Here is a 13,930-nt window from a genome sequence, read left to right as displayed (position 1 = left end):
GTCGGCAGGCCACCGCGCGGCACGCCCGTACGGGAGTGTGCGTACGGGCGCGGCGCCTTCCGTACGGGAGAGTGCCGTACGGAAGGCGCCGCGCGCGTGTCATGCGGGGAGCGCCTCGCGGGGCGGGCCAGTGACGGGGGTCTCCGGGTCCGTGCAGTCCGGGCAGACTTCCGGACTCAGGCCCGGACTCAGGCTCTCCCATTCAGTGCCCAATTCCGGGCCCAATTCCCCGCCCTGTTCCGGGCAGAGGTCCTGCGACGGGTCCTCCGCGGGCTCGTCGCCCGGCTCCTGCGGACGGCGGCGGCGCGGCGGGAACACCTCGGCGGGCGTCGGCACCGGGCGCGAAGGCTGCGGCTCCGGCCGCGGCGACGACGGGCTCTCGCCCGGCTCCTTCGCGGGGGCCTTGTCCGGGGCCTTGCCGGGGTCCTTGTCCGGGCTCTTGCCCGGCGACTCGGACGCGGGCCCACCCATGGACGCGGACAACGGCTGCGGCCCGTCAGCGGCCTCCCGCGCGTCGCCGGGCGCCGCGGCGCTCACGGGCCCGTACGGCGGCTCCGGCGCCGCCGAGCGGCCCCCGGGGAGCACCAGCAGCCGCGCCCGTACGGCCTGTTCGGCCAGGCGCTCGCTGCGGTGAAGCAGTTCCGTACGGCGCGTGCCCTCGCGCTCGGCGGCCGGCTCGGCGCAGAGCAGCCGGAGCGCGGCGAGGTCGTCGGGGCGCGGCAGGTAGCCCGCGGCGAGCGCGTCCTCGAGCTGTTCGAGGTAGCCCGCGGCGGAACCGGGCAGCGCGGCACGGTAGCGGGCGAGGTCGGCGAGCAGGAACGAGCGGAGTCTGCTCCCTTCCCGTACGGCTTCGTCTAGTGCCTCGGCGAGCCGGAGGTACTCTCCGGACTCGGCGGCGGAGGCGGGGACCGCGGCGGGCTGAAGGGCGACGGCGAGAGCGCCTCGGAGCACACGCAGCTCTTCCGCGCTGAAGGCCATGCCGCCTCGGGATCCGTATGGCGTGGGCATGGGGTGATTTTAGGTGTCTTGCCGACTAAATCGTCTTATCCCCGATTTGGCGTGTTCAGGCCGCGCCCCCGACACGGGCCGCCGCACCGGTCGTACGCCGCGCGTGCTCAGGCCCGCGACACGTTCCGCTCGTAGACGAGGCGCAGGCCGATCAGGGTCAGCCAGGGCTCGTGCTCGTCGATGACCGACGCCTCCCCGAGCACCATCGGGGCCAGCCCGCCCGTGGCGATGACCGTGACGTCCTCGGGCTCGTCGGCCAGCTCCCGGGAGATCCGCCGTACGACTCCGTCGACCTGCCCGGCGAAGCCGTAGAGGATGCCGGACTGCATCGCCTCGACGGTGTTCTTGCCGATCACGCTGCGCGGCCGGGCCAGTTCGATCTTGCGGAGCTGCGCGCCCTTCACGCCCAGCGCCTCGACGGAGATCTCGATGCCGGGCGCGATGACGCCGCCCACGTACTCGCCGCGTACGGACACCGCGTCGAACGTGGTCGCCGTGCCGAAGTCGACGACGACGCAGGGGCCGCCGTACAGCTCGACGGCCGCGAGCGCGTTGATGACCCGGTCGGCGCCGACCTCCTTCGGGTTGTCCATGAGGACCGGCACGCCCGTCTTCACGCCGGGCTCGACGAGGACGGCGGGAATGTCGCCGTAGTACCGGCGGGTGACCTCGCGCAGCTCGTGCAGGACGGACGGCACCGTCGAACAGATCGCGATGCCCTCGATGTTGTCCCCCAGCTCCTCGCCGAGGAGGGGGTGCATGCCCATCAGGCCCTGGAGGAGCACGGCGAGTTCGTCGGCCGTACGGCGGGCGTCGGTGGAGATCCGCCAGTGCTCGACGATCTCCTCGCCGTCGAACAGGCCGAGGACGGTGTGGGTGTTCCCGACGTCGATGGTCAGCAGCATGCTCAGCCGACCTCCTGCGCCTCGTCGCGCAGGTCGAGGCCGATATCGAGGATCGGCGCCGAGTGCGTCAGCGCCCCGACGGCGAGATAGTCGACGCCGGTGTCCGCGTACGTACGGGCCGACTCGAGCGCGAGGCGGCCCGACGACTCGAGACGCGCCCGGCCCGCGACGAGCGCCACGGCCTCGGCGGTCTGCTCCGGCGTGAAGTTGTCCAGCAGCAGCAGGTCCGCTCCCTCGGCGAGGACCGGCTCGATCTGGTCCAGCCGGTCGACCTCCACCTCGATCGGGATGTCCGTGCCGCCGAACTCCCGTACGGCGTCCCGCACTTGCTTGAACGCCTCGGCGACGCCGCCCGCCGCGATCACGTGGTTGTCCTTGATCAGCGCCGCGTCGGACAGCGCGAAGCGGTGGTTGACGCCGCCGCCGCAGCGGACCGCGTACTTCTCCAGGGCGCGCAGCCCCGGCGTCGTCTTACGGGTGTCACGCACGCGCGTACGCGTCCCCTCCAGCGCGTCCGACCAGGCGCGGGTCGCGGTGGCGATGCCGGACAGGCGGCACAGCAGGTTGAGCGCGCTGCGCTCGCCGGTGAGCAGGTCGCGGGTGCGGGCCCGTACGGTCAGCAGCCGCTGCCCCGGCTCCACCCGCTCGCCGTCCTCGGCGTGCCGCTCCACCTCGAACTCGTCCGTGCACACCACCGACAGCACCGCCTCCGCGATGCGCAGGCCCGCGACCGTACCCGCCTCGCGGGCCGTGAAGTCGCCGGTGGCGATGGCGTTCTCGGGGACGGTCGCCACGGTCGTGACATCCACGCCGTGGTCCAGGTCCTCCTCGATGGCGAGGTGCGCGACGTCCTCGACCTGTACGGGATCCAGCCCCGCGTCCTGGATGAGGCGCGCGAGCGCCGGGTCGAGGCCGCAGTCGAGGGGGTCCAGGCCGTAGTCGCGGCCGCCAGCGCCGTACGGCTCGTCCGCCCCGGCGGCACAACCGCATCCGTCTCCGCAGCCCCCGCCCCCCGGGGCGGCTTCGGCGGGCGAACCGCCGATCTGCAGCAGCGGCACATCCACCGGCTGCGGACGGCGCTCTTCGTCGGAGGTGGGGCTGGTCACGGGTTCTCCTCGGTGGCGGCGGCCTGGCTTCCGGGCGGCGCGGGGTTCGTGGGCGGGTCGTGCGTGGACGGGGCGTTCGAGGGCGAGGCGTTCGTGGACGCCTCGGTCGCGGGGCCGCCCCTGGACGGTTCGACGGGCGGGAAGGCGGTCGCGTCGGTCGTACGGACGTCGAGGGTGTCGAGCGTAGAGCTCCGCGCGTCCGGGCGCAGGGAGACCGTGAGATGGCGGCGCCATACGGCGTCGTCGCGCTCCGGATGGTCCTCGCGCCAGTGGCAGCCGCGCGTCTCCGTACGGCGCAGCGCGGCCGCGACCAGTACGCGCGCGACGAGGTGCAGGTTGGCCGTCTCCCAGGTGTCCACGCCGGGTTCGGCGGGCTTGTGCTCGGTGTCCGCGCTGAGCGCGGCCAGCTGGGCGGCGGCCCGGGTGAGGCTCGTACCGGAACGCAGCACGCCCGCGCCCTCCGTCATGATCCGCTGGATCGCCGTACGGGCGGAGGCGGGGAGGAGCGGTGTGGTGAGGGCGGGCGCGGCCGCGGATTCGGTGGCGGGCAGCGTGGGTTCGTGGGCGTCGCCGTGGGTGCTGTCCTGGGCGATGCCCTGCGCGATGTCCTGCGCGATGCGTTCGGCGAAGACCAGGCCCTCCAGAAGGGAGTTGGAGGCGAGCCGGTTCGCGCCGTGCACCCCCGTGCAGGCCGCCTCGCCGCACGCGTACAGGCCCGGGACCGTCGTACGGCCGCGCAGATCCGTACGGACGCCGCCCGACGCGTAGTGCGCGGCCGGCGCCACCGGGATCGGCTCGGTGACCGGGTCGATGCCGTGCGCACGGCACGCGGCCAGGATCGTCGGGAAGCGGTGCTCCCACATCTCGGCACCGAAGTGGCGGGCGTCCAGGTACATGTGCTCGGCGCCGCGCTCGCGCATCCGCCGCATTATCCCCTTGGCGACGATGTCGCGCGGTGCCAGCTCGGCGAGTTCGTGGCGGCCGAGCATGAAGCGCTCGCCGTCGGCGTCGACGAGGTACGCGCCCTCTCCCCGTACGGCCTCCGAAATGAGCGGCTGCTGCCCCTCCGCCTCCCGGCCGAGATACAGCACCGTCGGATGGAACTGCACGAACTCCAGGTCGCTCACCTCAGCCCCCGCGCGCAGCGCGAGCGCCACGCCGTCACCGGTGGACACGGCCGGGTTCGTCGTCGCGGAGAACACCTGCCCCATGCCGCCGGTCGCGAGCACCACGGCGGGCGCGTGCACGGCACCGACGCCGTCGTGCTGGCCCTCGCCCATGACGTGCAGGGTGACGCCGGTGGTACGGCCGTCGTCGGGGGACGTGAGGAGGTCGAGGACGAGCGCGTTCTCGACCGTGCGGATGCTGCCCTGGGGGAGGCCGGTTGCGGGTGCGCCGGTTGCGTCGGGTGCGGCGGGCGCGGGTGCGGCGGGCGCGTGGGTGCGTACGGCCTGCACGAGCGCCCGGGAGATCTCCGCGCCCGTCGCGTCGCCGCCCGCGTGCGCTATCCGGCTCCGGTGGTGACCGCCCTCACGGGTCAGCGCGATGCCGCCCGTACGGGACACGTCGAACTGCGCTCCGCTCGCGATCAGCCGCCGTACGGCGTCCGGTCCCTCCGTGACGAGCGTGCGTACGGCCATCTCGTCGCACAGGCCCGCCCCGGCCACCAGGGTGTCGTCCAGGTGCTGTTCGGGGGTGTCGCCCTCACCGAGCGCGGCGGCGATGCCGCCCTGAGCCCAGCGGGTCGAACCATCGTCCAGACGCGCCTTGGTGACGACGACCGTACGACTGCCCGCCGCCGCGCAGCGGAGGGCGGCGGTGAGCCCGGCAACGCCGGAACCGACGACGACGACGTCCGCGTCGATGATCCAGCCGGGCGGGGGCGCGGGGAGCTTTGTGCCGGGCTTTGTGCCGGGCCCGTGCCCGGTCATACGGCACCTCCGCCGTCGCGGTGCGCCGTCGCGCACCGCGACGGCGACGACCTGTTGCGCCGCAACGGCGCGCAACCACCACGCACGCAACCGGCGGTCACCACCGGCCCGTTCGGCACCGCCGAACAGCGACGCTCGGCCACTCGCCGTCGCGGCGGAGAGAAGCGGCCGGTCGGCGCCGCCGAGCCGCGGCGGTGCGGTGCAGAGGAACGGGTGGAGGGCGGGGTCATCGCGGGCCTTCCCTTAGGGGGATGCGGGCGTTGTCGATCAGCCGCGTCGTACCGACGCGCGCCGCAACCGCGAGGACCGCTTCGCCCTCGAAGTCCTCCGGAACCTCCGTGAAGTCGTCGGGGTCGACAAGCGCCAGATAGTCCGGCGCCAGCGGCGGCGTACCGGCGCGTGCCCCGTCCAGTACCCGCAGTGCCGCCGTACGGACCGCCGCCGGTCCGCCGTCCGCCGCGTCGCGGCCGGCGAACAGGGCGCCGGACAGGGCGAGTGCCGTACGGCGTTCGGCCGGGCCGAGGTAGCGGTTGCGGCTGGAGAGGGCCAGACCGTCCGGTTCGCGGACGGTCGGTACGCCGACGATCTCCGTCGGGAAGTTCAGGTCGCGCACCATCCGCCGGATGAGCGCGAGTTGCTGGGCGTCCTTCTGCCCGTAGTACGCGATGTCGGGCGCCGTCAGGTGCAGCAGTTTCGCGACCACGGTGAGCATCCCGTCAAAGTGGCCGGGCCGGTGCGCGCCTTCCAGGCGTTCGCCCATGGGCCCGGCAGTGATGCGCACCTGCGGTTCGCCGCCGGGGTACACCTCGTCTCCCCCGGGCGCGAAGACCGTGCCCGCGCCCGCCTCGGCGGCGACGCGGAGGTCGGCGTCGAGCGTGCGCGGGTAGCGGTCGAGGTCTTCGCCGGGGCCGAACTGGAGCGGGTTGACGAAGACCGTCACCACCACCTGACCGTCCGCGCCCACCCGTGAACGGGCGGCGCGGATCAGGGCCGCGTGGCCGTCGTGCAGGGCGCCCATCGTCATCACGACGGCGCGCCGTACGCCCTCGGTGCGCGCGGGCGGCGGCGGGAGTTCCGCGGCTGTGCGGGCGAGGCGGAGGGGCGCTGCGGCAGCGGCGGCCGTACGGTCCACACGGTCCGTACGCGCGCCACCGTCCGTACGCGCGTCGCCCGGGCGCTCGGCGGTCGTCATCGTCCGTCCTCCCCCGCCGGTCCGGGCCCCGTGGGCCCGCCGGTCCCGCCAGAGCCGCCGGTGCCGCCGCTCCCGCCGGAGCCCGCGGGCCCCGCCGGTCCCGACAGCACGTCCAGCAGGTCCTCCGCCAGCTCCGGCTTGAGCAGCCCGTGCGCCAGCGCGCGGTCCGCCGTCGTACGCGCCATCGCGAGGTACCCGGCGACGGCCTGCGGCGCGTGCTCGCGCAGCTCGCTGACGTGGGCGGCGACCGTGCCCGCGTCGCCGCGGGCGACGGGTCCGGTGAGGGCCGCGTCGCCGGAGCGCAGGGCGTTGTCGAGGGCCGCGCCGAGCAGCGGCCCGAGCATGCGGTCGGGGGCCTCGACGCCCGCGGTCCGGAGCAGTTCCATGGCCTGGGCGACCAGCGTGACCAGGTGGTTCGCGCCGAGTGCGAGCGCCGCGTGGTAGAGCGGACGCGCCTCCTCCGCGATCCACTCGGGCTCGCCGCCCATCTCGATCACCAGCGCCTCGGCCGCGAGCCGCAGTTCCTCGGGCGCGGTGACGCCGAAGGAGCAGCCTGCGAGCCGTTGTACGTCGACGGGCGTACCGGTGAACGTCATCACCGGATGCAGCGCCAGCGGCAGCCCGCCCGCGCGCAGCACCGGTTCGAGCACGTCCGTGCCGTACCGCCCGGAGGTGTGCACGAGCAGCTGCCCCGGGCGTACGGAGCCGGTCTCCGCGAGGCCGGCGGCCAGGCCGGGGAGCGCGTCGTCGGGGACGGTGAGCAGGACGAGGTCGCAGCGCGCCAGCACCTCGGCGGGCTCGACCAGCGGAACGCCCGGCAGCAGCTCGGCGGCCCGGGAGCGGGACGCCTCGGAGACACCGGACGCGGCCACCGGCCGGTGCCCGGCGAGCCGCAGCGCGGCGGCCAGCGGGGGGCCGACGCGGCCTGTGCCGACGACGCCGACGCTGAGCCGCGCGGGGCGGTCCTCGGCCCGTACAGGCAGGGGATCGGGCCCGGAGAACCCGGAAGCCCCGGAGGGAGGCCCGGACGGCTGCCCGGAGAGAGGCCCGTACGCGGGGTCGGGCGGTTGCTGTGCGTTCACGGAGTGCTGACCTTCCGTCTTCCGTTCCAGTCCGCGTGCGGTACCGGACGATGTGACGATGCCCGGCCATGCTACGTGAGCGCCGCCCCGCACCCTCCGCCGCGCACCCTCGGCCTCATGCCCCGCCGTACCCGCCGGCTCACTTGTCGATGTCACCCACGACGAAGAAGAACGACCCCAGGATCGCCACCATGTCCGCGACCAGCGTCCCCGGCAGCAGTTCGACGAGCGCCTGGATGTTGTTGTACGAGGCGGAGCGCAGCTTCAGCCGGTGCGGGGTCTTCTCGCCCTTGGAGACGAGGTAATAGCCGTTGAGGCCGAGCGGGTTCTCCGTCCAGGCGTACGTGGCGCCCTCGGGGGCCTTGAGCACCTTGGGCAGCCGCTGGTTGACGGGCCCGGGGGGCAGCTCGGCGAGCCGGTCGAGGCAGGCGTCGGCCAGTTCGAGGGAGTTGTGCGCCTGGCCCAGCAGCACCTCGAAGCGGGCGAGGCAGTCGCCGCCCTGGCGGGTGACGACGCGGAGGGTGTCGCGCAGTTCGCCGTACGCGAGATACGGCTCGTCGCGGCGCAGGTCGAAGTCCACCCCGGAGGCGCGGGCGATGGGGCCGCTGACTCCGTACGCGTGCACGGTCTCGGGGGCGAGGACGCCGACGCCCTCCGTACGGCCGCGGAAGATCTCGTTCCCCAGCACCAGCCGGTCGAAGACGTCCATTCGGGAGCGTACGGCGGCCACGGCTTCGCGGGCCCGCCCGTACCAGCCGGCCGGCAGGTCCTCCTTGAGGCCGCCGACGCGGTTGAACATGTAGTGCATCCGGCCGCCGGAGACTTCCTCCATCACGTTCTGGAGCTCCTCGCGCTCGCGGAACGAGTGGAAGACGGGGGTGATGCCGCCGAGCTCCAGGGGATAGGAGCCGAGGAACATCATGTGGTTCAGGACCCGGTTCAGCTCCGCGAGAAGGGTGCGGGTCCAGACGGCGCGCTCCGGCACCTCCATGCCGAGCATCCGCTCGACGGCCAGCACGACGCCCAGCTCGTTGGAGAACGCGGACAGCCAGTCGTGCCGGTTGGCGAGGACGATGATCTGCCGGTAGTCGCGTGCCTCGAAGAGCTTCTCGGCGCCGCGGTGCATGTAGCCGACCACGGGCTCGGCGGAGGTGATCCGCTCGCCGTCCAGGACGAGGCGCAGCCGCAGTACGCCGTGGGTGGAGGGGTGCTGGGGGCCGATGTTGAGCACCATGTCCGTGCTCTCCGCGGCACCTCCGATGCCAACCGTCGTCTCCGTCATGGCCCATAGTGTGGCACTTCCGTCCGCCGCCTCCTTCCCCGGTCGGATACGCACTGTCACGGGACGCGCATACGCTGCCCACATGACGACGGGCAGAGACGAAGACGGGGACAGAACGGGCGCCGGCGGGGGTGCGGACGGCGGCGACCGTACGGAAGTCCCCCGTACGGAAAACGCGCACCGTACGGAGGCCGCCGTCGCCCGTACGGAAAGCGCGCACCGTACGGATGTCTCCCGTACGGACGCCGCCCTTACGGGCGCCTCCCCCGCCGGCGAGCGCTGGCAGAGCGTCGAGCCCGCCCTCCTCCGTATGCGCCGCCTCGTCCTCCTCGGCACGCTCCTCCCACTGGCCGCCGCGGCGGGCGCGCTGCCCGGCGTGCTCGCCGGCCGCGTGTGGTGGCTGTGCGCGCTGCCACCCCTGGCGGCGGCCGGCTGGGGGTGGGGCGCGCTGGCCCGCAACTGGCGTTCGTGGCGGTACGCGGAGCGCGCCGACGATCTGCTGATCACCCGCGGCGTCCTGTGGCGGGAGATGACGGTGGTGCCGTACGGGCGGATGCAGCTCGTCGAGGTCACCTCCGGCCCGCTGGAACGGCGTTACGGCCTCGCCCGCCTCCAGTTGCACACCGCCGCAGCGACCACCGACGCCACCATCCCGGGGCTCACCCCGCAGGAGGCCGAACGGCTGCGGGACCGGCTGACGGAGCTGGGCGAGGCCCGTTCGGCGGGGCTGTGACCGTGCGACTGCTGCCCGCCCGGCCCGAAGGCAACCGGCTGCACCCCATCACCCCGTGGCGGCGCGCGTGGGCGCCGGTCGCCGGTTTCACCGTGTACGCCGTCCAGGACTTCGAACGCACCCGCCAGTGGTTCACCGAACTGACCGTCGGCTGGCTGCTCGCCGGCTTCGCCGTACTGCTGCCGGTGGCGGGCGCGTACGGCTTCTTCTCCTGGTGGTTCACCAGTTACGTGGTGACGGACACCGAACTGCGCATCCGTACGGGCCTGTTCTTCCGACGGACGGCGCACATCCGGCTGGACCGCATCCAGGGCATCGACGTGAGCCGGCCGATGCTCGCCCGTATCGCGCAGGTCGCCAAGCTCAAACTGGACGTCGTCGGCACGGAGGCCAAGGACGAACTGGCGTACCTGGGCGAGCGCGACGCGACCGCCCTCCGCGCCGAACTCCTCGCCCGCGCCGCCGGGATGGCGCCCGACGCCGCACCGGAGGCGGGCGAGGCACCGGCGCACGAGCTGCTGCGGGTGCGTACGGGCATGCTCATCACCGGGCTGCTGCTGCTCGGCAGCGGCTGGGCGGCGCTGGCGGCGGCGCTGGCCGTGCCGCCGCTGGTCTACCTCGCCAGCCACAGCCCCTGGGTCGCCCTCGCGGTCGCGCTGCCGCTGCTGGGCGGGGTGTGGGCGAGCAGTCTGGGGCGGTTCCTGACCGAGTTCGACTGGACGGTGGCGGAGTCGCCGGACGGCCTCCGTATCGACCACGGCCTGCTGGACCGCGACCACGCGACGGTGCCGCCGGGCCGCGTGCAGTACGTACGGGTCAGGGAGCCGCTGCTGTGGCGCCGCCGCGGCTGGGTACGGGTCGAGCTGGAGGTCGCCGGCGCCGCGAAGGGCGCACGGGGCAAGGCAGGCGGCGTCCTGCTGCCCGTCGCCACCCACGCGGACGCGGCACGCGTCCTGGCCCGCGTCCTCCCGGGCGTCGATCTGGCCGCGACGGTGGCGGCCACCGTACGGGCACCGGTACGCGCCCACTGGTGCGCACCCGTACGGTGGCGCGGCTACGCACACGGGGTGACGGACGCGGTGTTCGTGACGCGCAACGGGCTGATGCACCGCCGTACGGAGCTCGTGCCGCACGCGAAGGTGCAGTCCGTGCGCTTCCGCCAGGGCCCGTGGCAGCGGCGGCTGCGGCTGGCCGACGTGGCCGTCGACCACGGAGCGCGGGGCTGGGCCGCGGCCCGGCAGCGCGACGAGACGGAGGCCCGCGCGTTCGTCGCCGCCCAGGCGGAACGCTCCCGCACGGGCCGCCGCGAAGCGGGCCCCGAGCGGTGGCTGACGGGCGGTGGCTGAGGGGCGTAGGGGCGCGGGGCGCGTACGGGCGGTCTTTTTGTTACTGGCACGCCCATCGCCGAGACCGACACCTAGGCCTTCGTCGGCAGCGTCAGATGGGTAAAAGGGACCGCCCCCCGTACCAGGGTTCCCCCGACCGCTACCGCGGCCCCGTCACCGCACTCGACGCCGAGCGTGCGCGCCAGGCGCGCATGACCGTCGTGGGCGCCGTGACCGAGCGCTGGGCGCCCGAGCAGGCCGGTCCGGTGTACGAGAACTGGCGGCTGGCACCACCCGTCGGTCCCGCCGCGGACCTGTGGGCGCTGGGCGTGCTGCTGTTCCGCGCGGTCCAGGGGCACGCGCCGTACCCGGAGGACAGCGTCGCGGAGCTGGTGCAGATGGTGTGCGCCGAGCCGCCCGCGTACGCCGAGGAGTGCGGCGCGCTGCGGCCGGTCGTCGAGTCGCTGCTGCGCCAGGACCCCACGGAGCGGCCGGAGTTCGAGGAGCTGCGCGGCTGGCTGCGTTCGCTGATCCGGTCCGCGCCGGAGCCGGAGGTCGGCCGCCGTACGCTGACCGCGCCGCCGTCGCTGGAGCCCGGCCGCCCGTCCGACCCGAAGCGGCTGCCCATCAAGCGGCGCCGCGGCGAGCTCGTACGCAGGCGCCGGATGCGGAAGCAGCCTGCCCCGCCCCAAAAGCAGCCCAAGCAGCGGCGCGGACACCGGCCCGCGGACGAGCCGGCCGCCGCGCCCCAGGTCGAGCTGCCGGCGGAGCCGCGGCCCGAACGCCCCGCGCGGCGCCCCCGGCGCGAGCCGCGGGCACGCGCCCCGCGTGGCGCGGACAGCCCGCGCCGGCTGGGCCGGCTGCTGCTCGGGCTGGTGCTGCTGGTGCTGACGCTGGCGGTGCTGTACGCGATGTGGTTCATGCCCGAGCAGGACAGCGGCGGTTCGGACGGCCGCCAGCGCGGCTCGGTGGGGGAACAGGAGCCCGCGCCGTCGGGCGCCCCCGAGGACGGCGAGGGCGGCGACGAGGGCAAGGCCGGTGACGGCCGGGACGCGCCCGAGGAGCAGTCGCCGCAGACGACGCAGCCTGCCGATCTCGCCAAGGGCTTCAGCCTGCACAAGGACGCCACCGGCTTCCAGATCGGGCTGCCCGACGGCTGGGACCGCAGCGGGCCGAACGACCGCGGCCAGGTCCGGTTCGACTCGGGCGAGTTCGAGATGGTCGTCGTCAAGGGCCGTGACACGACGGCGAAGTACGGCAAGGACCCGCTCGAGTACCAGGCGGACAGCGAGCGGGAGCTGGCGCCGTTCCGCGACTCCGGCTGGTCGTCGGCGAGCAGCCTGCGCCGTATCGACGTGGGCGACACGGCGATGGCGGAGGGCACTTACACCTGGGAGGACGACAGCGGGCGCAAGGTCTACGTGCGCAACCGCGCGATGATCCTCGGCGACCGCTACCACCTCGTGCTGCTGATCGGTCCGGAGGACGAAAAGCAGGATGTGGACCGGTATTTCGAGGGTGTCGTCGACACGTACCGGGTGCTCTCCTGACGGCTGCGCGGCAGCAGTGTCACAGCTGGGTTATCCAACTGGCGTCCGGACGGCTCCACACGGTAATGATGGGGTCATGACGAACGACGGGGGGCCAGTGAACGAGCCCACGAGCTACGGGCTGCAGCCGCCGACGGCCGCGGCCCAGCAGCAGCACGCTCGCCCGCAACAGCAGAACGCGAGCCCGTACGAGCCGACCCAGGTCGCCACATCCGCCAACGCGCCCGGCGGCGGCGGGAGTCCGGAGGGCGGCCGGGTGCTGGGCGGGCGGTACCGCCTCGACGCGCGCTTCGGGCACGGCGGCATGGGCACCGTGTGGCGCGCGCACGACCAGGTGGTGGACCGCGACGTCGCCGTCAAGGAACCGCGGGTGCCCGACCACCTGTCGGACCAGGAACGCCAGACCATGTACCAGCGGATGCGCCGCGAGGCGCGCGCCGCCGCCCGTATCGACCACCCGTCGGTCGTCACGGTGCACGACGTGGTGGTCGAGGACGGCCAGCCGTGGATCGTGATGGAGCTGGTCAAGGGCCGTTCGCTGGGCGACCAGTTGACCGAGGGCACGCTGGGCGCGCGCGACGCCGCGCGGATCGGCCTGGCGGTGCTGGGGGCGCTCGGGGCGGCGCACGAGGCCGGTGTGCTGCACCGCGACGTGAAGCCGGACAACGTCCTGCTCGGGCGGTACGACCGGGTGGTGCTCACGGATTTCGGCATCGCCCAGGTCGAGGGCGAGCAAGGGCTCACGGAGACCGGCGCGTTCGTCGGCTCGCCCGAGTTCATCTCGCCGGAACGGGTGCTGGGGCAGCGGCCCGGACCCGAGTCGGACCTGTGGTCGCTGGGTGTGGTGCTGTACGCGGCGATGGAGGGCGTCTCGCCGTTCCGCCGCAGCAACACCCCGGCCACACTGCAGGCCGTCCTCTCCTCCGAACCGCAGATGCCCGCGCGGGCAACGGGCGCGCTCGGCACGATGATCATGCAGCTGCTGCGCAAGGACCCGGCCGCCCGGCCCGACCCCGCCGAAATCCGGCAGACGCTGGAGGAGGCGGCCCGGCCGCCGCAGCCGAAGGCGGGGACGCTGACGAACGGGGCCGGCGGCACCACCCGGGTCCAGGGGCTCACCCGCTCGTACGCCCGTGCGCTGCGCGGCAGCCGCAAGGCCCAGTTCGGCACGGGCGGCAGCGTACTGGCGATAGCCGTCGCGCTGGTGCTGCTGCTCGCCAATCCGTTCGCGGACAGCGGGCTGCCCGACGGCTGGAAGCAGCGGGACGAGACGAAGCAGACGGGCGCCTCCCTCGCGGTCCCGGCGGACTACGTACGCTCCGAGAACGAGGGCCAGGTGACCTTCACGTCCAAGGACGGGGACTGGTACATCGAACTGTCCAAGGCCGAGGACGCGGAGAAGGGCTCGGTCGGCGAGGCCAACAGCAGGCTCGAGTGGTACAAGGACACGCTGTACAGCAACTTCGAGAACGTCGAGGGCACGGTCGAGAGCACGAAGCACCAGGGGAAGGACGCGGCTGAGCTCGAGGCCACGTACCAGCCCGAGGACTCGCCCAAGAAGCGCTCGGCCCGGGAGCTCGTCTACGTCAACGGCAATGCCATCGAGTGGCACCTCATCCTCCAGGCGCCGGACGGCGACGCCGCCTCGCGCAAGGAGGCCAAGGAGATGTTCGAGGACCTGGTCGCGAACCTGGAGATCAAGCAGGCCAAGTCCTGACCGGGCTGCCCGCTCGGCGCCGATCGTGCCAGTGATCGCTGGCGCAGTTGTAAACGAGCGGTGAAGACTGGTTACCGCCGGGTATGCGGGTGCGCACAG

Annotated in this window: 10 protein-coding genes and 1 pseudogene; 4 read left to right on the top strand and 7 right to left on the bottom strand. The window is 73.8% G+C overall.

Annotated elements, in window-relative coordinates:
- Window positions 1-99 precede the first annotated feature (99 nt).
- The 7 genes from DVA86_RS30085 to DVA86_RS30055 all read right to left on the bottom strand — a co-directional run bounded on the left by DVA86_RS30085 (window position 100) and on the right by DVA86_RS30055 (window position 8,506).
- Window positions 100-1,008 (bottom strand): hypothetical protein, encoded by a 909-nt coding sequence (locus DVA86_RS30085; RefSeq protein ID WP_342776382.1) that lies wholly within the window; start codon window positions 1,006-1,008, stop codon window positions 100-102.
- Window positions 1,009-1,115: 107 nt separating this feature from the next.
- Window positions 1,116-1,913 carry a type III pantothenate kinase gene (locus DVA86_RS30080; RefSeq protein WP_208883065.1) on the bottom strand — a complete coding sequence of 266 codons (798 nt, stop codon included), beginning with the start codon at window positions 1,911-1,913 and terminating at the stop codon, window positions 1,116-1,118.
- 2 nt (window positions 1,914-1,915) lie between these two features.
- On the bottom strand, window positions 1,916-3,019 hold the full coding sequence (nadC, locus tag DVA86_RS30075; RefSeq protein ID WP_208883064.1) for a carboxylating nicotinate-nucleotide diphosphorylase: 1,104 nt from the start codon (window positions 3,017-3,019) through the stop codon (window positions 1,916-1,918).
- Complete coding sequence (locus DVA86_RS30070; RefSeq protein ID WP_208883062.1) at window positions 3,016-4,950, bottom strand: L-aspartate oxidase; 1,935 nt, start codon at window positions 4,948-4,950, stop codon at window positions 3,016-3,018. Before DVA86_RS30070 ends, nadC begins: the two co-directional genes overlap by 4 nt.
- Window positions 4,951-5,176: 226 nt before the next feature.
- Window positions 5,177-6,142, bottom strand: a complete 966-nt coding sequence (panC, locus tag DVA86_RS30065) for a pantoate--beta-alanine ligase (protein WP_208883060.1) — start codon at window positions 6,140-6,142, stop codon at window positions 5,177-5,179.
- Window positions 6,139-7,125, bottom strand: coding sequence for a Rossmann-like and DUF2520 domain-containing protein (locus DVA86_RS30060; RefSeq protein WP_208885354.1), 987 nt, complete (start codon window positions 7,123-7,125; stop codon window positions 6,139-6,141). Before DVA86_RS30060 ends, panC begins: the two co-directional genes overlap by 4 nt.
- 238 nt (window positions 7,126-7,363) lie before the next feature.
- Entirely contained in the window at window positions 7,364-8,506 is a 1,143-nt protein-coding gene (locus DVA86_RS30055) for an NADH-quinone oxidoreductase subunit D (RefSeq protein WP_208883058.1), read from the bottom strand.
- An 82-nt stretch (window positions 8,507-8,588) separates the two neighbouring features.
- Between DVA86_RS30055 and DVA86_RS35645 the strand changes: the two genes are divergently transcribed.
- The 4 genes and pseudogenes from DVA86_RS35645 to DVA86_RS30035 all read left to right on the top strand — a co-directional run bounded on the left by DVA86_RS35645 (window position 8,589) and on the right by DVA86_RS30035 (window position 13,831).
- Entirely contained in the window at window positions 8,589-9,239 is a 651-nt protein-coding gene (locus DVA86_RS35645; RefSeq protein WP_245997347.1) for a PH domain-containing protein, read from the top strand.
- Window positions 9,236-10,585 (top strand): PH domain-containing protein, encoded by a 1,350-nt coding sequence (locus tag DVA86_RS30045; protein WP_208883056.1) that lies wholly within the window; start codon window positions 9,236-9,238, stop codon window positions 10,583-10,585. Before DVA86_RS35645 ends, DVA86_RS30045 begins: the two co-directional genes overlap by 4 nt.
- 125 nt (window positions 10,586-10,710) lie before the next feature.
- Window positions 10,711-12,114 (top strand): annotated as a pseudogene (locus tag DVA86_RS30040) (serine/threonine-protein kinase); the annotation flags it as partial.
- A 76-nt stretch (window positions 12,115-12,190) separates the two neighbouring features.
- Window positions 12,191-13,831: a serine/threonine-protein kinase gene (locus DVA86_RS30035; RefSeq protein WP_208883053.1), complete on the top strand. Its 1,641-nt coding sequence runs from the start codon at window positions 12,191-12,193 to the stop codon at window positions 13,829-13,831.
- Window positions 13,832-13,930 lie beyond the last annotated feature (99 nt).

Source organism: Streptomyces armeniacus, assembly GCF_003355155.1.
In the GTDB taxonomy this organism is placed as follows: domain Bacteria; phylum Actinomycetota; class Actinomycetes; order Streptomycetales; family Streptomycetaceae; genus Streptomyces; species Streptomyces armeniacus.
The sequence above is the reverse complement of the archived record's forward strand: the minus strand, read 5'-3'. Positions and strand labels throughout refer to the sequence as shown.